We start from the raw sequence: 19,350 nt of genomic DNA, 5'->3' as shown, positions 1-19,350 counted from the left end.
ACTGGGCAAAAAGTACGAAATGGACTACGGACATTTACCCTGTTCCGCGCCTTCCGGTGGCAAAGTCCTGCAACGCCTGTTCCGCCCTTCCTTCCGAACTCGCAGGTTCGCCCGACATACCTGCGCCGCCTTCCCCGGCATGCTTGCGTCTCTGTTTCCAGAATGCGGAAGACCCGATGAGCCAGCTCAAACCTGCTGATACGCAAGACCATAGAATCGATTCACTGCTGGGCGAACTGGGCGAACTGATTCGCCAGGCGCGGCAAAAAGTGCTACGCGCGGTCGATACGATTCAGGTGCAGACTTGTTGGCAAATCGGCCGGCATATCGTCGAGTTCGAACAGAAAGGCGCTCAGCGAGCGGGTTATGGCCAGCAGTTGCTCGCGCTGCTGGCGAAGGATCTAACGGGGCAATTCGGGAAGGGATTTGATGAGCGCAATCTGCGATATATGCGTAGCTTTTATCAGTCTTTTCCAATTTGGAACGCACTGCGTCCCGAATTGAGCTGGACCCATTACCGCCGCCTGCTACGCGTCGAGAACGAGAAAGCGCGCCTGTGGTACATGAACGAATGCGCCGACCTCAACTGGTCAAGCCGCGCCCTTGATCGTCAGATCCTGACGCTCTACTACGAGCGCCTGCTGATGAGTCAGGACAAAGCCGAGGTGGTCGAGGAAGCCACGACCAACATCGACGCGATGAAATGCAATCCGCGGGAATTCATTCGCGATCCGGTCATGCTCGAATTTCTCGGTCTGCCCTCGGCAGGCAAAGTCAGGGAAAGCGGACTCGAACAAGCCCTCATCGACCACTTGCAAAGCTTCCTGCTTGAACTTGGTAAAGGCTTTTCCTTTGTCGCCCGCCAACAACGCATCAGCACTGACGGCGTCGACCTCTATATCGATCTGGTGTTCTACAACTACCTGCTCAAGTGCTTCGTCATCATCGACCTGAAACGCGGCAAGCTCAGCGCCCGCGATGTCGGGCAGATGGACATGTATGTGCGCATGTACGACGAGCTCAAGCGCAGCGAAGGTGACAAGCCAACCGTCGGTATCATTCTGAGCGCGGAAAGCAATGACTCGGTGGCGCGCTATTCCATGCTCAAAGGCAATGAGCAACTGTTCGCCAGCAGCTACAAGACGATACTGCCGAGCGAAGAAGAGTTACGTGCTGAACTCAACCGCGAACAGGCGTTGATCGAAGAACGCATGCTCATTCAATCCAGTGAATGAACCGGCCGGATTGTTCTTGATCAGCGCGGCGACTATGGTTGGCACCTAACCGCCGAGGTCAAGCGCCATAGGCAGCAAGCCCCCATTCGAGTTGGAAGACGCAGAGTTGAGCCAACCAGTTTTGACTGCAGCTGAAGGCACGTCCTTCAAGGAAACTGCCGACGACGGCTACGCACTCGGCGGCTTCACCTGGCGCCACAGTTCGCCCGATCCACAGCGCCCGGTGGTCATCATCAACGCCGCCACCTCGGTGCGCTGTCGCCATTACTCAAGGTTCGCAGCCTATCTGTTCAGTCACGGCTTCGACGTGATGACCTACGACTACCGGGGCATTGGCGAATCACGCAGCGAATCGATCAAAGGGCTGCGTGCTTCGTGGACTGACTGGGGCGCGCTGGATTTCGAAGCGATGCTCAAACGGGCGCAGCGGGAGTTTCCCGGTCAGCCAATCGATGTGGTCGCCCATAGTTTCGGCGGATGCGCGGCGGGCCTGGCCGAGTCGGGCAACGTGATCCGACGATTGGTAAGTGTCGGTGCGCAGTTCGCTTACTGGCGCGATTACGCGCCTCAACATCGCTGGCGGATGTTCGGCAAGTGGCATGTGGTCATGCCTTTGATGACGCTGCTCTGCGGCTATTTCCCCGGCAAACGGCTGGGTTGGCTGGAGGACACGCCAACCGGCGTAGTTTGCGACTGGAGCACACCCACCGCGCGTTACGAGCAACGCCCAAGCGGTCGCGCACTGATGAAAAAGGCGGGCGCCCCGCCGTTCGCCAAGGTCCGCGCGCAGACTCTGGCCATCAGCCTCAGCGATGATCCTTACGGCACGATCCCGGCGATCGAACGCCTGCTCGGCTACTTCAGCAACGCGGCAAAAACCCATCTGCGCATTGCGCCGCAGGACATCGGCGAACGACAAGTCGGACATTTCGGCTTTTTTCGCAGCGCATACCAAGCCACACTATGGCCCATTGCTCTGACCTGGCTGCAGACCGGCGCACTGGCCGCCGATACACCCGGCCGACAAGTGCCACGCAGCTGAGCCCCTCTCAACGCACGACGGAACACATCATGGCCTCCGCCAACAAGCAGCACAAACGCGCCACCCGGGCCAAAGCCAAGGCCAAGCAGAACCGCACCAAGCGTGCCGAAGCGCCGGTCGAGCTCGACCCGAACGACGACCGCATCGATTTCGAATCGGTGGACCTGACCGAGCTGTTCAAGAAAATGATCGACGCCGAGAAGATCAGCCAACAGGCCATGTGCACCGCGTTCCTTGAAGATCCGCTGCTGGAACTGGTCTATGAGCAGGAAGGTGAGGAAGGTGCGATGGATTTCATCCTCGCCGCGCTGATCGAGTACCGCCAGTGGTCGCAGGAAACCGACGAGGCCGGCGCGCTGGCGTGGATCGAATCTCCGGCCTTCCAGGCTGACTATGTAGCGGCATCCGACACGATCGCCGCACAAACCCAACAGAAGAACTGAGCTCCCATGGCATCCCTGAACAAGCAACAGAAACGCGCCAAACGCGCCAAGGCCAAAGCCAAGCAGATCCGCATGGTCGGGCGCAAACCGCTGGATCAGGACGAAGACCTCGGCCACCTCGCCGAGCCGATCCCGGAATACACCCTGGCGATGTTCAGCAAAATGCGCGACGCCGAAGCCGTCAGCCGCAACGAAATGCTGCTGACCCTGCTGCGCGAACTGGCCTTCATCATCGTCGACCATCCTGAACTGCTCGACATGGAAAACGCCGACAACGAAGGCATGGCCGCCACCCACCTGGCTGCCGACATGCTCATCGACTACCGCATGTGGGCCGACGGCATGACCATCGAACAGGCCCAGGCCTGGCTTAGCGAGCCGCAGTTCATTACGGATTTCGGGGTGGCGCTGGATGCTTATGGGAAGTCGGTAGAGACCCAGGAAGACAAGAGCGAATAAGCCCTTCTCAGAAACAAAAAACGGCCGCTTGTCATCCCTGACAGCGGCCGTTTTTGTTTGGATGGCCTAGCTACTCTTTGTCCGGTGACGATGTATATCCCATTGACATATCCCCAGCACGATCTATCCTGAGCTAATCACAGGAACAGACCCGGGAGCCCGAATATGGAGCAGACCACAATTTTCATGAGCAACAGAAGTCAGGCAGTCCGACTGCCAAAGGCAGTTGCGATGCCCGGCGACGTTAAACGAGTGGAAGTCATCGCGATTGGCAGAACACGCGTCATTACGCCTGCTGGAGAAAGCTGGGATAGCTGGTTTGATGGCGACAGCGTCAGCCCTGATTTCATGGCTAACCGTGAGCAACCCACTGAACAGGAGCGCGAGTCGTTCTGATGATCAAGTACATGCTGGATACAAATATCTGCATCTTCACCATCAAGAACAAACCACAAATTGTCCGGGAAGCCTTCAATCGACATTCCGGGCAGTTGTGCATCAGCGCTATCACGCTTATGGAGCTTATTTACGGTGCTGAAAAGTCGGCGGCCCCGGAGAAAAATCTGGCAATTGTTGAAGGATTTGTCGCGCGACTGGATGTCTTGCCTTTCGATAACGACGCAGCCGCACAGGCCGGGATGGTTCGATCTGAACTCGCGAAGGCTGGAACGCCGATCGGACCATACGACCAAATGATCGCTGGCCACGCACGCTCACTTGGACTCATTGTAGTGACGAACAACGTACGGGAGTTTCAACGCGTTTCCGGTTTGCGAATCGAGGACTGGGTTTAACCTGACTGGAAAGCTCAGAAACAAAAACGGCCGCTAGTCATCCCTGACAGCGGCCGTTTTTACATCACGCGTTACGACTCAGTTCAACACCACCGCACCACGCTTCTCCAGCTTGCGACGGCGCGACACCAGCAGACCAGCGGCTACCACCATCAGGCTCAGCAGACCGGTGGCGAGGATTTCCACGCGGTGGGCTTCCTGGAACAGCATGATGGTCAGCGCGGCGACGATGAAGATGATCACCGCCCAGGTCAGCCCGGGGAACAGCCACATGCTGAAGACGATTTTCTCGCCGCGCGCCATGCGCTGTTTACGCATGCGCAGTTGCGAGAAGGCGATCACCAGATACACCAGCAGCGCGATGGCGCCGGAGCTGGCCAGGAGGAATTCGAACACCGCGGCCGGAGCCACATAGTTGGCGAAGGTGCAGAGGAACGCTGCGCCGGTCGACAACATCACCGCCCAGTAAGGCGTGCCGCTCTTGTTGGTGCGGGTCGACATGGCCGGGGCATCGCCGCGCTTGCCGAGGGAAAACAGCATGCGCGAGGAGGTGTACAGCGCCGAGTTCAGGCAACTGGTCACTGCCACCAGCACAACGATGTCGACGATCATCTTGGCGTTGGGAATGCCCATGCGCTCAAGTACGGTCTGGTAGGAACCGAGGTTGGCCAGGGTAGGATCGTTCCACGGCACCAGCGCCACCACGATGAAAATCGAAACCAGATAGAACAGGCCGATCCGCCAGATCACCGAGTTGGTCGCCTTGGAGATCTGCTTGCCTGGGTCCTTCGATTCCGCCGCCGCGATGGTGACGATCTCGGTGCCCATGAACGAGAACATGGTGGTCAGTATCGCGCCCAGCACAGCGCCCATGCCGTTGGGCAGGAAGCCGCCGCTGTCGAACAGATGCGACACACCGCTGACCTGACTGGTCGGCAGGAAACCGAAAATCGCCGCCAGACCGAGGCCGATGAAGCCGATGATCGCCAGCACCTTGATCAGGGCGAACCAGAACTCGAACTCGCCGTAGTTCTTCACGCTGAACAGGTTGGTCACGGTCAGCAGCATGGTGATGACCAGAGCGAAAGCCCAGATGTCCACGCCCGGAAACCACGCGTGCAGGATGGTTGCGGCGGCGTTGGCTTCCAGCGGAATCACCAGCACCCAGAACCACCAGTACAACCAGCCGATGGTGAAACCGGCCCAGTGACCGATCGCGCGGTCAGCGTAAGTCGAGAACGAACCGGTGTCCGGCGAAGCCACGGCCATTTCGCCGAGCATGCGCATCACCAACACCACTAACGTACCGGCGGCGGCGTAAGCCAGCAGCACGGCCGGGCCGGCGGCAGCAATGGCGTGGCCGGAGCCGACGAACAGACCGGCGCCGATCACACCGGCGATCGACAACATGGTCACATGACGCGGTTTGAGCCCCTGTTCGAGGCCTGTGGAGCTTGGGGTACTGCTCATAGAGACTACCTTTGCAAGGAAAGCGAGTGCGTCCGGCGCGTCTGAAAATTCTTTCTCGTAAAAAGAATCCAACGGCCTGTTCCTTATTCTGCACGCAATATTTGCGCCAAAATGTTTCAAGTCCTTGAGTGCCGGGGGCTCCGGCATCCGATGCAAGTCATTGAGTTTAATGGCTATTCGCCAGAACGTTACCCGGCGACTCACATTCAAGACGAATCCGCGCACCAGAAACACACAGAAAAAGTGTGCGGCGCACAGAAAAAGGGCGAATAAGGAACGTTCGGCCGGATAGCGCTTCCAACACCCCGCCAAAGCTGGCAACATCGCGCCTTTTTTTACGCGGCACCCACGGGTTTGCACGATCAGACACCCGTTGGGTTGTTGATGGGGCGACAGTCTGCTGCGCCGATGCGACAACCCGCCACATGCCACCCGTTTACCGCTCGTAGCGCTGTTGGCTGCCATTGAAACGCTATGCTAGCTTGGCCGCCTCGCCAGAAAGGCCCGCCAACAGCAGGAGCGCAACATATATGAGGAACGCACATGGCTGAGGCCACGCCCGCGCTTGAAATCCGCAACTTGCACAAACGCTACGGACAGCTGGAGGTGCTCAAAGGCATCTCGCTGACCGCCCGCGACGGCGACGTGATCTCGATCCTCGGCTCTTCCGGTTCCGGCAAGTCCACGTTCCTGCGTTGCATCAACCTGTTGGAAAACCCGCATCAGGGCCAGATCCTGGTGGCCGGTGAAGAACTCAAGCTCAAGGCCGCGAAGAACGGCGAACTGGTCGCCGCCGACGGCAAACAGATCAATCGCCTGCGCTCGGAGATTGGTTTTGTATTTCAAAACTTTAATCTGTGGCCGCACATGAGCGTGCTCGACAACGTCATCGAGGCCCCGCGCCGCGTGCTCGGCCAGAGCAAGGCCGAGGCCATCGAAGTCGCCGAAGCGTTGCTCGCCAAGGTCGGCATCGCTGACAAGCGCCACGCCTACCCGGCGCAATTGTCCGGTGGTCAGCAACAACGCGCCGCCATCGCCCGCACGCTGGCAATGCAGCCGAAGGTGATCCTGTTCGACGAACCCACCTCCGCGCTTGACCCGGAAATGGTTCAGGAAGTACTTAGTGTCATCCGCGCATTGGCCGAAGAAGGCCGTACCATGCTGCTCGTGACCCACGAAATGGGCTTCGCCCGCCAGGTCTCCAGCGAAGTGGTGTTCCTTCATCAGGGCCTTATAGAAGAGCAAGGATCGCCACAGCAGGTGTTCGACAACCCGCTTTCGGCGCGCTGCAAACAATTCATGTCCAGCAACCGCTAACGGAGCAACATGCATGCAGAATTTCAAAAAGGTCTTCCTGGCCGCCGCCGTCACCCTCGCGTTCAGCGCCGGCGCCATGGCTGAAACCCTGAAGATGGGCATCGAAGCGGCCTACCCGCCGTTCAACAATAAAGACGCGAGCGGCCAGGTGGTCGGCTTCGACAAGGAAATCGGCGACGCCCTGTGCGCGAAGATGAAAGCCGAATGTTCCGTCGTCACTTCCGACTGGGACGGCATCATTCCGGCGCTGAACGCGAAGAAGTTCGACTTCCTGATTTCCTCGCTGTCGATCACCGAAGAGCGCAAAGCCGCGGTGGACTTTACCGACCCGTACTACTCGAACAAATTGCAGTTCATCGCGCCGAAAAACGTCGACTTCAAAACCGACAAGGACTCGCTCAAGGGCAAGACCATCGGTACCCAGCGCGCAACGCTGGCCGGCACCTGGCTGGAAGACACCTACGGTGGCGATATCAAGGTCAGCCTCTACGACACCCAGGAAAACGCCTACCTCGACCTGACCTCCGGCCGTGTCGACGCGATCCTCGCCGACAAGTACGCCAACTACGACTGGCTGAAAACCGACGACGGCAAGAACTACGAGTTCAAGGGCGACCCGGTAGTGGAAAGCGACAAGATCGGCATCGCCGTGCGCAAGGGTGACAACGAACTGCGCAACAAGCTGAACGCCGCGCTGAAGGAAATCGTCGCTGACGGTACCTACAAGAAAATCAACGACAAGTACTTCCCGTTCAGCATCTATTGATCTGACCTGTGGGACCGGCGCCGTGATCAAGCGGCACCGGCTCCCGACTTTGCCTGCCGCAATTTGAACAGAAACCCATGATTATCGACCTCTACGGATTCGGCCCGGCGCTCGCCGCTGGCGCGCTGATGACCGTCCAACTGGCCCTCACCGCCCTGTGCCTGGGCCTGGTGCTCGGCCTGCTCGGCGCCTTGGCCAAGACTTCCCCGTACAAGCCGCTGCAATGGCTTGGCGGCACTTATTCGACGCTGGTACGCGGCGTCCCGGAATTGCTCTGGGTGCTGTTGATCTACTTCGGTACGGTCAACCTGATGCGCGCCCTCGGTGAGTATTTCGGCAATCCCGACCTGCAACTCAACGCCTTTGCCGCCGGTGTGATCGCACTGGGCCTGTGCTTCGGTGCGTACGCCACGGAAGTGTTTCGTGGCGCCCTGCTGGCCATCCCCAAGGGCCACCGTGAAGCCGGCCAGGCCCTGGGCCTGTCGAAGTGGCGGATTTTCACCCGGTTGATCATGCCGCAGATGTGGCGCATCGCCCTGCCTGGCCTGGGCAACCTGTTCATGATCCTGATGAAAGACACCGCGCTGGTATCGGTCATCGGTCTGGAAGAAATCATGCGTCACGCGCAGATCGGTGTGACCGTGTCGAAACAACCGTTCACCTTCTATATGGTCGCGGCAATCATGTACCTCGGCCTGACGGTGCTGGCGATGACCGGCATGCACTTGCTGGAAAAACGCGCCGCCCGCGGCTTTGCGAGGAGCGCGCAATGAACTGGGAAGTCATCATCAAGTGGCTGCCGAAACTGGCACAGGGCGCGACGCTGACACTGGAACTGGTCGCCATCGCGGTCATCGCCGGCCTGCTGCTCGCCATTCCGCTGGGCATCGCGCGCTCTTCGAAGCGCTGGTACGTGCGCTCGCTGCCTTACGCGTACATCTTCTTTTTCCGTGGCACGCCGCTGCTGGTGCAGCTGTTCCTGGTCTATTACGGTCTGGCGCAGTTCGACGCGGTGCGTGAAAGCGCGTTGTGGCCCTACCTGCGCGATCCGTTCTGGTGTGCAACGGTGACCATGACGCTGCATACGGCGGCGTACATCGCCGAAATCCTGCGTGGAGCCATTCAGGCCATTCCACCCGGTGAAATCGAAGCTGCGCGGGCCTTGGGCATGTCCAAGCCCAAAGCGATGTTCTATATCATCCTGCCCCGTGCCGCGCGCATCGGCCTGCCGGCCTACAGCAACGAAGTGATCCTGATGCTCAAGGCCAGCGCCCTGGCCAGCACCGTGACCCTGCTGGAACTGACCGGCATGGCCCGCACGATCATCGCCCGCACTTATCTGCCGGTTGAGATCTTCTTCGCCGCCGGTGTGTTCTATCTGGTCATGGCTTACGTGCTGGTACGCGGCTTCAAGCTGCTGGAGCGCTGGCTGCGCGTCGATGCCTGCCAAGGCCGCTGATACTTCCCACGTGCTGACGGGCGAGGCCCTACTCGCCCGTTTCACCGCGCTGGATGCTTTTCTGATTGAGCATCAGGCGCTGTGGAAACCTCGACCGTTCACTCACCTACAACTTCCATGGGAAGCGTCCTACCCGGAGCTGTCTGCGTGGCTACGCGGGCGGTCGCTGGAAGATGCAGAACGCGCGCACAACCATCCTGCTGATCTTGTCGATGCGCCAGAGCCGTTCGCTTCATTGGCGAAGTTGTCGGCAGAGTTGAGTGCGGTCGGTGGGTTGCCGGGGCGTGCGCTTGAAGCTGCCGGGCATCGCTTGAATGTCGATGTGCCTGGGCGCAAGTGGCAGCAGATCGAGGCGTTTGCCGGTCGCCTATCCTTTGCCTCGCAGCCGACGCATTGGCTGGACTGGTGCTCCGGCAAAGGGCATCTGGGACGGCGCCTGTTGGGTGCCGGGCAACAATTGACTTGCGTTGAATACGATCCGGTGCTGGTCGCCAGCGGTCAGGCCTTGAGTCAGCGTCATCATCTGCACGCTTTGCATGTCGAACAGGATGTGCTCGCGGCGGATGCCCCAGCCGTATTGAACGCCGCGCACACCCCCATCGCCCTCCACGCGTGCGGTGATCTTCATGTGCGCTTGATGCAACTGGCCAGTGCCGCAGGTTGCCAGCAAATGGCGATTGCGCCCTGCTGCTACAACCGCATCAGTCGCAACGAATATCACGCCTTGTCCTGCGCAGGATCGGCATCGCTTCTACAGCTCTCGCTGGAAGATCTGTCGCTGCCGATGAGCGAAACCGTCACCGCCGGTGCGCGCGTCCGACGTCAGCGCGACACCTCGATGGCTCGTCGCCTGGCTTTCGACCTGCTGCAACGGCAAGTGCGCGGCGTCGATGAATACCTGCCAACGCCCTCCCTGCCCAGCGCCTGGCTGGACAAACCGTTCGCTGCTTACTGTCGCGATCTGGCTGTGCTCAAAGAGTTATCCACAATCGGCGAGCCAGATTGGCCCGAACTCGAAGCAGCCGGTTGGCAGCGGTTGGCCGAAGTTCGCAACCTGGAATTGCTCCGCGGTTTGTTCCGGCGACCATTGGAGCTCTGGCTGAATCTGGATCGGGCGCTTTTCCTCGCAGAACAGGGATACGTCGCACGCCTCGGCACCTTTTGCGACACCTCACTCACACCGCGTAACTTACTGCTGCTCGCCGAACGCGCTGAAAACATCACAGCCTGTGGATAACACTGTTGATGGATTTGCCATGGATCCAATATCTGCGCCTGTTTCGTCGCTTTAACATCACTGGTCATTTTTTGTGCACATGAATAAAAAACCTGTAAAACAGGGATTTGCGAACAAGATGAGAATGGGTTCACAACACCTCGCATAAGCCAGTATCCGCGCCCCTCAGTTGTGCATAAGCTGCCAATCAAAACGACATAACCGACGAATATTGGGCTAGCCGAGTGAATAATTGTGGGGTCATGAAAGCCGAAGCTGACCCGTACGCCCTGTCTAAATGTCTTACTACGCGTGAGGTACAAAAGCAGCGCATAAATTTGCGCAGGGCCTGATTTTTCCGGAATGCAAAAATAGTCTGAATTCAGGGGTTTACAGGATCTACCCAACCGCTATAATCGTCGCCCACACGCCGGTATAGCTCAGTTGGTAGAGCAACTGACTTGTAATCAGTAGGTCCCGGGTTCGACTCCTGGTGCCGGCACCATACAAAACAAAGCCCCTGCAGAAATGCAGGGGCTTTGTTGTTTCTGGCGTTTGGAGCTCATTAGGAGGGCAACATCGCTGCGACAAAACCAACGACGCCTTATCTCAACCAGCAGCCCCCTACTCTGCCCGCGCGCCCGGACCCGTTACAATTTCACATCAGCCCAACATTGACGGGCTCCCGCACCTACCTATAATGCACCCCAACACACCCGCCAAGCCTAGGTTGACCCAGTCAGCAAGCTCAAATCGTGCGGGTTTTTTTTGCCTGGAGAAAACTACATGAGGCCCTTCGACAAGCCGGCCCTCAGCGTAGAACAGCAATTGGAACTGCTAAAGCAACGAGGCCTGCAAGTCGCAAATGACGAGCGCGCCATGCGTTTCCTGGAAGTGGTCACGCTGTTTCGCTTGAGCCCCTACATGCGCCCTTTTCAGGAAACAAACCCTGAACACACCTTCAAACCTGGTAGCACTCTGAAAGCAGTCGTCGACATCTACCGCTTCGATGGCTCGTTGCGACGCATAACCATGGATGCTATCGAACGTGTCGAAGTCGCCATACGAGCGACTATCAGCAATCACATGTGCCCTAAGTACGGGCCTGACTGGATAGCTGATGCGTCAATCTTCTCTTCGTCATATTCACATTCTGATTTATTGCGGCCCCTGCGAGATCAACTGAGCAAGGAACGTAACAAACTTGGACGTGAGATTGATCGTATAAAAAAGAGCAGCCGAGCTGATCAGGTCCAGCAGCAGCGAATTGAAAATCGCACGCGCGATAACTATTTTCGATTCTACGGATCAACCTATTCCCATCCCGAGTTGCCGCCCGCCTGGGCTGTCCTGGAAGAACTTAGCCTTGGAACGGTGTCCACCCTGTTCAATGCCATAGGCAAAAGCGTCGACAAGAAAGCGATCGCGAGCAGATTCAATCTCCCCTTCGAAGTGCTGGCCTCCTGGCTACACACTCTGACCTTCATTCGAAACTGCTGCGCCCACCACTCACGAATATGGAACCGGGAGCTCTCGATTCGACCATCCTTACCTAAAGAATGGATCATCCAAAATGCTCCTGGCGACCGGCCTCAACCCAAGCAGCGGCTATATATAGTGCTAACGATGCTGGCGTATCTAACCGATTTGATCAGCCCAGACAGTCAGTGGAAACTTCACTTGGCCGAAATGATGGACCAAAGGGAATCGTTTTTTTTGAAACTCATGGGATTTCCAGACGACTGGAAACGCCAACCGCAATGGTGTTTGGGGTAAGGGAAGCCAGAAGTATTGTTTTTTGCCATTGCGCCCGGAGAAGTATCAGGAGCGAACGCTTGCCTAAAGCAAATGTGGTGCGTAAAGCCCAGATTGCCAACGGTGGGTAATTTCATGCAAAGCCGCAGAACTCCCAAAAAGCTCGCACCCTAATCCGAATTATCCACAGGCGTAGAAAAGATCAGGCAAAGCGCTGTCATCGACAGCAACCCAGATAGCCAGAACCTTTAAGGCTACGCCACACCGTAGTGGTTCTCCCAAAGTGCGATTAGCGTCCGGCGGCTCGCACGGTCACAGCGATGTGATGGATGCCTACTTTTATCAGTGCGCCCACTGCGGCAACTCATCCCCTTTCATAGCTGCCCTGCAGCAACCTATCCGCTCGGCCATTTCATTGCGCCAACCTGCGCCCGTCTCTTTCTCCCGGAAAGAGACGGGCGCTCCTACCGCTGCTGCAGGCCACCTCGTACAAGGCTTTGCGGCATTCCCACTCGTGACAATCGGCGTGACAAACACCGAAATCACCAGCAACAGCGATGCAGATGATGGTGCCGCAGCCCACGGAATGGACTGCACCTGACTGACAGTCAGGCATGCCCCGGTCATCGCATCACTGCTTTTACCTGACTCAGGATCTCGCGGCGCTGGTCTCGTCAGCCAGTGCAGCCTTCACCCGCCCACTTCCTCGGAAGTGCTCAGGAGGCCAGATCATGAGATGCCCAAGCTCCCGGTCGTAAAGAGCCGTCAGTCCCGCGTTAGTGGACAACCCTCACAGGTCGCAGGGGCCTTGATCCCTGATAACACTCAACATTCTTGGCGGGATGACGTGGAGAAAGTTTTAAAAGTTTTGGCTTCGAGAGGAGTTTGATCATGGCGCTGGTGGGCAGACGAGATGGGCGCAATTTTGGCTATGGCCGGCAACTGAGCTATGCCGGGCCGCAAGCGTTGCGCGATCTGTTTGGTGGCGGGCATTACGGGACGGTCAAGGCACACAGTGATCGCTGGCAGGCGTTTGCACGCTGGTGCCGCTCAGACGATGGACCAGGGTTTAACGATGCGCGACAAATTGATCGGCAGACCTTGCTGGACTACGCGGGGCATCTGCGCGAGCAAGTTGAACAAGGTGGGCTCGCCATCGCAACTGCGCAAAATCGGTTGTCCAGTGTGAACCGAACCATAGCGGCGCTTCGCGGTGATCAGTACGTGAAAGTGCCGAGTCCAAGCAAGGCGCTGGGAATGCAGCGCACCACCATCCGCACGACAGCTCCACAAGGCCAGGATCGCGAACACTTGATGCGCATCGTCGAGACGCTCAGCGAACAGGATCCTCGTGCCGCGGCCATCGCTCAGTTGGCGCGGGCCACCGGCATGCGCCTGCGCGAGGCCATTTTGGCCGACTTACCGCGCTTAAAACGTGAGGCCGAACACTACGGCAAGATCAACATCCAGGATGGCACCAAAGGGGGCCGCTCAGGTGCCTCGGCACCTCGCTGGATCAGGGTGGATGATCATATTCACGAAGCGCTGAGATTCGCCGAACAGGTCTCACCCGACGGCAGCCACAACCTGCTTGCGCCGAACGAAAGCTACCTCGATTTCCAACGGGAAATCGTCCGCGCCGCACGGGACCTCCTCCATAAGCACAACCTCAAAGGATTTCATGAATTACGGGCGGCTTTTGCATGCGAACGCTATGAGCAGATCACCAATCACCCAGCGCCCATCAACGGTGGCAGATGCAGGCGGCTCGATCCACGCCTTGATCGAGAGGCACGCTTACAAATCAGCTATGAGCTGGGACACGGTCGAATTGATGTGACGTCTGCCTACATCGGTGGTCGAGCATGAGCAAGCCATTTGATATGGAGCTGTTTCTAGTAGGAGCCTTGAGCGGGTCACACGCCACGCGCTTACGCCATATACGGCAAGCTAGGGTTATTCAGAGGGCCATCGCAGAACGTTGGCAAAAAGATAATCCGTGGACGTGGCAGCATAAGCACCTCGTGTGGTTTTTAAATCACCATCTGAATAGGCATGCGGAATCGACACGCTATTACTTCGTGCTCACGGTACGATTGCTTACGAAACGGTTAGGGAAGTCCTGGCAATTCAGCCATGAGATGAGCTCGGGGGGGAGGTCTTCTTCCTTTCCACCCAGTCATCACCTGGTAGGGGAGCGTTCCCGAGCATGAAACCATCTCCGAGAATTTGAGGCTAGCTCATGCTCGATGCAGGCATGAGAAATGTCCGCTGTCAGCTGACCCAAGTTGGCCATTCGCTTTGAGTAAATCGGTGAACGTGGAAAGGCTGGTTCAAGCATATCCCTGTTGTGGCAACTCGACAGCGAGCGCCTTTCGCGCTCGTCACATCGACAACGTTGATACGAATTAGCAGATTGCCCGGAGAACCTAACGATATTATGTGGCATGACTGACCTCGTTTGCCACGCTTGCTAGGGGCTTACGACACATTAGGATACGTGGCTTGACGGTGCCCAATCGGAGTGAGATGAAGACTGGGAAAATGGATGATGGGGCGCTATCCTTTCGGTTGCCCTACCCTTCTACCTGAATTCAGCCCTCAGGTCGCTGCAAACGCATCACCCATCCCGCGATAAGAAAGAATGCCGCCATGAATGCAAATGCCATCGTCCAGAAACTCTGGCGCCTCTGTACCGTTCTCAGGAAAGATGGGATCACCTACCAGCAATATGTCACCGAGCTCACCTATCTCTTGTTTCTTAAGATGATGGCCGAGCGCAACCGCGAGGCGGGTAGTTTGCCGAAGACTATGCGCTGGGCGGATCTTGTCCAAGCTAACGGCGTAGCTAAACTAGATCTTTACCGTACGACGCTGCTCACATTCGGTTCGTTGAGCACACGGCTTGGCAAGGACGATATTATCGTTATGCCCCCTAGTGATTCTGCGTCAGCTTCGGAGCGCAAACGTTATACCCAGGCCCGCCCACTACCTGACCTTGTTCAAAAAATTTTTGAAGGTTCCTCCACGTTCATCCGCGAAGCGCAGAACCTCACGACGCTAGTTAAAGCCATAGACGAGCTCGATTGGTTCTCCGAAGAACGTGACCAGTTTGGCGATCTATACGAGGGGCTGCTCGAGAAGAACGCAGAAGAAACTAAACGTGGTGCGGGCCAATATTTTACGCCACGCGTATTGATTGAACTGTTGGTACGGCTGATGCAACCGAAACCTGGCGAGGTGATCCAAGACCCCGCCTCAGGCACTGGAGGCTTCTTGGTTGCGGCGGACCGCTACATGCGTGCTCGTACAAATGACTATTTGATGCTGAGCGCGCAAGAACAAGACTTTCAGAAAATTCATGCAATCCGTGGAATGGAAAACGTACCAGGCACGCTGCGACTGCTTCTGATGAACCTATACTTGCACAACATTGATAGCAGCCATGTTGACCTTGGCGACACCCTTTCCAACAAAGGTAAAGCACTTGGACGTGCGGACCTGATCCTAACCAATCCACCCTTTGGCCCAGCTGGTGGAGTGCCCACACGAGACGATCTTTCTATCACGGCTACCGTATCCTCTTATCAGCTTCCCTTCGTGGAACACTGTCTTCGGGCACTGGAATCTAATGGCCGAGCGGCCATCGTCGTACCCGACAACGTGCTCTTTGAAGAGGGACGCGGTAAAGCGCTACGGCAAATGATAATGGACCAGTGTAATTTGCACACAATCCTTCGCCTCCCGACGGGGATCTTCTATGCGCAAGGTGTAAAGACCAACGTCATCTTCTTTAACCGCGGGAAAAGTGAAACTAGCAATACTAAGTTTGTTTGGTTCTATGACCTGCGTACTGGGATGCCCCGGTTCGGCAAAACTACTCCGATAACTGCAGCGCATTTTGAAGGCTTTGAAAAGGCCTTCGGGACGAGCCCCTGGGGCACTGAGCGGGGACCTGACGAGGGGGAGACCGGACGCTGGCGTAGGTTCAGCCGCGAGGAAATAGCTGCTCGCAGCGACAATCTTGATATCTCATGGCTGAGGGAAGCAGAGGAAGATGTTGAAAAGGGACTAACTGAACCAGAAGACATAACGGCCGCCATCCTTGGTCATCTTCAAGCCGCAATGTTAGAAATTGATGCACTCACAGCCGAGCTCGGTTTACCTGGAGCGTATGAATGACCAAACTGCCAACAGGATGGGTAAAGGTCGAGCTTGGCAAGATAAGCACGAAGATTGGAAGTGGGGCTACTCCCAAAGGAGGAGAGCAATCTTACAAAACTTCTGGAGTACCATTAATCCGCTCCTTGAACATTCACTTTGATGGAGTTCGAGAGAAAGGTTTGGCGTATATCGACCCGCAACAAGCTGCAAAATTAGATAATGTGATCGTACAAGAAGGCGATGTTCTCTTGAATATCACAGGTGCATCTATCGGTAGAGTAACTGTTGCGCCTTCGCGCTATGACGGCGCACGCGTTAATCAACACGTTAGCATCATTCGATTGAGTGAAGGAGTGATGCCGCAATACGTTAGAAGCTTCTTGGCTTCTTCTGCAATGCAGAACTTTATAAACCAGGAAAATTATGGGGCAACCCGCCAAGCTTTGACGAAAGCGATGATTGAGGGATTTAGTTTGCCACTCCCTCCGTTAGCCGAACAAAAACGTATCGTAGCCAAACTCGATGCGCTGCAAGCGAAATCATTTCGTGCACGATCTGAGCTTTCAAAAATTCAAAAGCTAATCGAACAATTTAAAATTAATACGTTGAAATGCGCATTCGAGGGCAGGCTGACATCTCGCAAGCAAGTCTCTCTCGACAATATGCCAGCATCTAATTCAGCTCCTCTGATACCCCTATGGCCCATCCCCGATTCTTGGAGCTGGTATCGCACCGATCAAATAGGCCATGTTGGGTTAGGGCGTCAGCGCTCGCCAGACAATCACACTGGCTCGTCTATGCGCCCCTACATCAGATCTGCGAACATTACATGGCAGGGTGTCAACACAACTGACATTAAAGAAATGAATTTTGAAGACGCCGACTTTGAGCGCTTCAAACTAGCTATCGGCGACGTTTTGTTAAATGAAGGATCTGGGAGTGCGCGAGAAGTCGGCAAGCCAGCGATATGGCGGGGTGAAATTCCGAACTGTTGTTATCAAAACACTATTTTGCGCGTTCAACCTCAGCTCTGCACATCTGAGTATTTGTACTTCTACTTCCTATTCACTGCAATGAATGGAGGCTTCGCCTCACGCTCGCAAGGAGTTCATATACAGCACATTGGACGAGCGGGCCTAGCCAAATATCCTGTACCGTTGCCCCCAGAGGCTGAACAACACGAGATAGTTCACCTCATAAAATCTGCCTTCGCAAATATCGAACAGCTATCTGTTCACGTGAACCGCACCTTAGAGCTGGCGGAAAAATTAGATGAATCTATTCTTGCAAAAGCCCTTAGTGGTGATCTCGTGCCGCAAGACAAAAATGACGAACCAGCGAGTGCTCTGCTAAAACGCATGCAAGCTAAGCGCGAGTCTATACCACAGAAAAAACACGGAAAAACCAAGCGAGAGACGGTCATGTCAACTGCCACAGAGTTCCTGACTATAAAACTAGAGCAATGGCCAGTCGAGGGTATTAATTTTCAAGAGTTGAGGAAGGAGTTCCCTGGAAATTATGAAGACCTAAAGGATGCAGTTTTCGCGTTTTTATCGGGTAAAAGTCCTCAACTACAACAGGTATTTGAAGAAACAAGCTCTGCTATGATAATTAGGAAGCGAGCCTGATGCGGATCATTAGGATAAAAATTTCCGAGGCGGCAAGCTGCGGTGGACTACTTGATGGAATGGATATAGAACTACTTCGCCCTAGAAATAGTGAGGGTGATGCGGAGTTCTTACCCGTCTGCCTCCTAGGCAAGAACGGGACGGGGAAGTCGCAATTCCTCCAAATACTCGCGGAAATTTTCCAAGCAGCTTGGCATGAACATAGCCCTTCGGAAGAAATGACAGCGGCTAACCCAGAGCTATTATTTGAAATAATCTATGAAGTTACGCTAAACAATGGTGAAGTAAAGCGAGTTAGGCTAAGCAGAAGCAGAGAAACTTCCGGACGAATTGGAAAAATTATAATGGAGGTAAAAGTCGGAAGTGAATACGATATTATTTTGAATAATAGCGCGCCTGAATTCGGCGTCTACCTTCCGCCACTGATCGTTGCATATACCTCTGGGGACAACGAAACTCTCAGCCTTCCGTTTTATTTTAGCCGCTCAGGTTATGCGTCCTCCGTTACATCAGCAGCAAGAACCAACGCTAAAAAAGTTGTTCCAAACAATCGTTTAGTTATGCTGGATTACTCAACTCATCTAGAAGTTCTAGTCTCAAATGTCACACTTGGATCAGATAAGCTTCGGCATGAACTAGTAAAACATGCCAATCTCTCCGCACTTCATTCTTTCCGATTAGTAATACAGCTCAATCATCCCAAAGCTCCGAAAATTCGAGGAAAGAACCCTAATCGAAAAGGTGTTCAGCTAACCGATGAATTGGAACGTTATATCGAGCAACTCTGCAAATCTGCAACTTGCTGGGAGTACGAACCCAATAATGAAATTTATACGCTTGACTACTTCGTAAACGATGAGAACAGGAAGGCCTTTGGATCCTTCTGGGAAACTGCAGCAGATTTATATCGCTCACTTCACAAGCTTGCGATGCTAAACGATTTGATGATTCCCAAAAGCGCCAGAGAGCGCGTACGCAAAAACATCAATACTCGAAAATTCGCGTCGAGACTGCCCGAACCTCAGGACGAGATGAAAGTTTTCAAGATAGAGGAGGTGCGATTCCATAAAGCCTCAACTTCCGGTAGTACATCCAATGTTGATTACGTTTCCCTATCCGATGGAGAACATCAGCAGGCGCAAATTTTTGGTATTATTGCGATGTTTAGAGCAAGCAACACCTTATTTCTTTTAGATGAGCCTGAATCGCACTTTAATCCACAGTGGCGTGCAAAACTTATTACAAGGCTTACAGAGCTACCTGTACAAGGGTTGGGAGAACAAGAGTTCATTCTTACCACCCATGCGCCATTCGTGCCATCAGATATGCACCGAGAGCAGATAAGAATTTTCACCAAAGAAGATGAGACACTCTCTGCTTGCAAACCCGAAATAGAAACATTTGGTGCAACTTATGATTCGATTCTGAGTCATTGCTTTCGTGTTGACCCTCCCATTTCGGAGTTAGCTCGAGAGAAAATAGAAGAGCTTAAAAGAACTGCTTCGGCCGAAGAAATTGAACGAGAAATGCCACGTATTGGCTCATCAGTTGAAAAAGCACTGCTCGCAGATCATCTGTTTGAATTGAAAAGAAAGAACTAAA

The 19,350-nt window shown here is 55.2% G+C and carries 17 protein-coding genes and 1 tRNA gene; 17 read left to right on the top strand and 1 reads right to left on the bottom strand.

Features of this window, described 5'->3' with window-relative positions:
* The first annotated feature begins 176 nt into the window (after window positions 1-176).
* From AAEZ10_RS12085 to vapC, 6 genes are all read left to right on the top strand, one after another.
* Window positions 177-1,235, top strand: a complete 1,059-nt coding sequence (locus AAEZ10_RS12085; RefSeq protein ID WP_350569460.1) for a PDDEXK nuclease domain-containing protein — start codon at window positions 177-179, stop codon at window positions 1,233-1,235.
* Between the two features lie 106 nt (window positions 1,236-1,341).
* Window positions 1,342-2,277: an alpha/beta hydrolase family protein gene (locus AAEZ10_RS12080; protein ID WP_241664661.1), complete on the top strand. Its 936-nt coding sequence runs from the start codon at window positions 1,342-1,344 to the stop codon at window positions 2,275-2,277.
* A gap of 29 nt (window positions 2,278-2,306) precedes the next feature.
* The gene (locus tag AAEZ10_RS12075) at window positions 2,307-2,720 is read left to right on the top strand and encodes a hypothetical protein (protein WP_122747942.1); all 414 of its coding nucleotides are present in this window, start codon (window positions 2,307-2,309) and stop codon (window positions 2,718-2,720) included.
* Between the two features lie 6 nt (window positions 2,721-2,726).
* Window positions 2,727-3,179 carry a hypothetical protein gene (locus AAEZ10_RS12070; protein WP_041477513.1) on the top strand — a complete coding sequence of 151 codons (453 nt, stop codon included), beginning with the start codon at window positions 2,727-2,729 and terminating at the stop codon, window positions 3,177-3,179.
* A 165-nt stretch (window positions 3,180-3,344) separates the two neighbouring features.
* Window positions 3,345-3,575 carry a type II toxin-antitoxin system VapB family antitoxin gene (gene vapB / locus AAEZ10_RS12065; RefSeq protein ID WP_024011210.1) on the top strand — a complete coding sequence of 77 codons (231 nt, stop codon included), beginning with the start codon at window positions 3,345-3,347 and terminating at the stop codon, window positions 3,573-3,575.
* The gene (vapC, locus tag AAEZ10_RS12060; protein WP_016772140.1) at window positions 3,575-3,973 is read left to right on the top strand and encodes a type II toxin-antitoxin system tRNA(fMet)-specific endonuclease VapC; all 399 of its coding nucleotides are present in this window, start codon (window positions 3,575-3,577) and stop codon (window positions 3,971-3,973) included. The genes vapB and vapC overlap by 1 nt, the downstream gene beginning before the upstream one ends.
* Before the next feature lie 78 nt (window positions 3,974-4,051).
* Here the strand turns inward: vapC and gabP are convergent, their stop codons facing one another.
* Entirely contained in the window at window positions 4,052-5,443 is a 1,392-nt protein-coding gene (gene gabP / locus AAEZ10_RS12055) for a GABA permease (protein WP_016772141.1), read from the bottom strand.
* Window positions 5,444-5,986: 543 nt separating this feature from the next.
* On the opposite strand from gabP, the gene AAEZ10_RS12050 reads away from it, so the two are divergent.
* The 11 genes from AAEZ10_RS12050 (at window position 5,987) to AAEZ10_RS11995 (ending at window position 19,349) form a co-directional block, all read left to right on the top strand.
* The gene (locus AAEZ10_RS12050) at window positions 5,987-6,760 is read left to right on the top strand and encodes an ABC transporter ATP-binding protein (protein WP_024011209.1); all 774 of its coding nucleotides are present in this window, start codon (window positions 5,987-5,989) and stop codon (window positions 6,758-6,760) included.
* Between the two features lie 13 nt (window positions 6,761-6,773).
* Entirely contained in the window at window positions 6,774-7,526 is a 753-nt protein-coding gene (locus tag AAEZ10_RS12045; protein ID WP_348970457.1) for an ABC transporter substrate-binding protein, read from the top strand.
* Between the two features lie 77 nt (window positions 7,527-7,603).
* Complete coding sequence (locus AAEZ10_RS12040; RefSeq protein WP_016772144.1) at window positions 7,604-8,299, top strand: ABC transporter permease; 696 nt, start codon at window positions 7,604-7,606, stop codon at window positions 8,297-8,299.
* Complete coding sequence (locus AAEZ10_RS12035) at window positions 8,296-8,985, top strand: ABC transporter permease (protein WP_350569345.1); 690 nt, start codon at window positions 8,296-8,298, stop codon at window positions 8,983-8,985. The genes AAEZ10_RS12040 and AAEZ10_RS12035 overlap by 4 nt, the downstream gene beginning before the upstream one ends.
* Window positions 8,966-10,222, top strand: a complete 1,257-nt coding sequence (locus tag AAEZ10_RS12030; RefSeq protein ID WP_350569344.1) for a methyltransferase — start codon at window positions 8,966-8,968, stop codon at window positions 10,220-10,222. Before AAEZ10_RS12035 ends, AAEZ10_RS12030 begins: the two co-directional genes overlap by 20 nt.
* Before the next feature lie 408 nt (window positions 10,223-10,630).
* A tRNA-Thr gene (locus AAEZ10_RS12025) sits at window positions 10,631-10,706 on the top strand.
* Between the two features lie 281 nt (window positions 10,707-10,987).
* Window positions 10,988-11,977 (top strand): Abi family protein, encoded by a 990-nt coding sequence (locus AAEZ10_RS12020; RefSeq protein WP_122705212.1) that lies wholly within the window; start codon window positions 10,988-10,990, stop codon window positions 11,975-11,977.
* 870 nt (window positions 11,978-12,847) lie between these two features.
* On the top strand, window positions 12,848-13,825 hold the full coding sequence (locus tag AAEZ10_RS12015; protein WP_038359902.1) for an integrase domain-containing protein: 978 nt from the start codon (window positions 12,848-12,850) through the stop codon (window positions 13,823-13,825).
* A 783-nt stretch (window positions 13,826-14,608) separates the two neighbouring features.
* Complete coding sequence (locus AAEZ10_RS12005; RefSeq protein ID WP_038359900.1) at window positions 14,609-16,138, top strand: class I SAM-dependent DNA methyltransferase; 1,530 nt, start codon at window positions 14,609-14,611, stop codon at window positions 16,136-16,138.
* Window positions 16,135-17,748 carry a restriction endonuclease subunit S gene (locus AAEZ10_RS12000; protein WP_350569341.1) on the top strand — a complete coding sequence of 538 codons (1,614 nt, stop codon included), beginning with the start codon at window positions 16,135-16,137 and terminating at the stop codon, window positions 17,746-17,748. Before AAEZ10_RS12005 ends, AAEZ10_RS12000 begins: the two co-directional genes overlap by 4 nt.
* Window positions 17,748-19,349: a restriction system-associated AAA family ATPase gene (locus tag AAEZ10_RS11995; RefSeq protein ID WP_038359896.1), complete on the top strand. Its 1,602-nt coding sequence runs from the start codon at window positions 17,748-17,750 to the stop codon at window positions 19,347-19,349. The genes AAEZ10_RS12000 and AAEZ10_RS11995 overlap by 1 nt, the downstream gene beginning before the upstream one ends.
* The last annotated feature ends 1 nt before the right edge of the window (window position 19,350 follow it).

Origin of the sequence: Pseudomonas sp. H26/SER47-MNA-CIBAN-0231, assembly GCF_040310465.1 — a bacterium.
In the GTDB taxonomy this organism is placed as follows: domain Bacteria; phylum Pseudomonadota; class Gammaproteobacteria; order Pseudomonadales; family Pseudomonadaceae; genus Aquipseudomonas; species Aquipseudomonas atacamensis.
This window is presented reverse-complemented; position numbering and strand designations above follow the sequence as displayed.

Bases quoted from the DNA above. Each gene is read 5' to 3' on its own strand.
- AAEZ10_RS12085 (WP_350569460.1), top strand. From the start codon at position 177: ATGAGCCAGCTCAAACCTGCTGATACGCAAGACCATAGAATCGATTCA.
- AAEZ10_RS12075 (WP_122747942.1), top strand. From the start codon at position 2,307: ATGGCCTCCGCCAACAAGCAGCACAAACGCGCCACCCGGGCCAAAGCC.
- AAEZ10_RS12070 (WP_041477513.1), top strand. From the start codon at position 2,727: ATGGCATCCCTGAACAAGCAACAGAAACGCGCCAAACGCGCCAAGGCC.
- vapB (WP_024011210.1), top strand. From the start codon at position 3,345: ATGGAGCAGACCACAATTTTCATGAGCAACAGAAGTCAGGCAGTCCGA.
- vapC (WP_016772140.1), top strand. From the start codon at position 3,575: ATGATCAAGTACATGCTGGATACAAATATCTGCATCTTCACCATCAAG.
- gabP (WP_016772141.1), bottom strand. From the start codon at position 5,443: ATGAGCAGTACCCCAAGCTCCACAGGCCTCGAACAGGGGCTCAAACCG.
- AAEZ10_RS12050 (WP_024011209.1), top strand. From the start codon at position 5,987: ATGGCTGAGGCCACGCCCGCGCTTGAAATCCGCAACTTGCACAAACGC.
- AAEZ10_RS12045 (WP_348970457.1), top strand. From the start codon at position 6,774: ATGCAGAATTTCAAAAAGGTCTTCCTGGCCGCCGCCGTCACCCTCGCG.
- AAEZ10_RS12040 (WP_016772144.1), top strand. From the start codon at position 7,604: ATGATTATCGACCTCTACGGATTCGGCCCGGCGCTCGCCGCTGGCGCG.
- AAEZ10_RS12035 (WP_350569345.1), top strand. From the start codon at position 8,296: ATGAACTGGGAAGTCATCATCAAGTGGCTGCCGAAACTGGCACAGGGC.
- AAEZ10_RS12030 (WP_350569344.1), top strand. From the start codon at position 8,966: ATGCCTGCCAAGGCCGCTGATACTTCCCACGTGCTGACGGGCGAGGCC.
- AAEZ10_RS12020 (WP_122705212.1), top strand. From the start codon at position 10,988: ATGAGGCCCTTCGACAAGCCGGCCCTCAGCGTAGAACAGCAATTGGAA.
- AAEZ10_RS12015 (WP_038359902.1), top strand. From the start codon at position 12,848: ATGGCGCTGGTGGGCAGACGAGATGGGCGCAATTTTGGCTATGGCCGG.
- AAEZ10_RS12005 (WP_038359900.1), top strand. From the start codon at position 14,609: ATGAATGCAAATGCCATCGTCCAGAAACTCTGGCGCCTCTGTACCGTT.
- AAEZ10_RS12000 (WP_350569341.1), top strand. From the start codon at position 16,135: ATGACCAAACTGCCAACAGGATGGGTAAAGGTCGAGCTTGGCAAGATA.
- AAEZ10_RS11995 (WP_038359896.1), top strand. From the start codon at position 17,748: ATGCGGATCATTAGGATAAAAATTTCCGAGGCGGCAAGCTGCGGTGGA.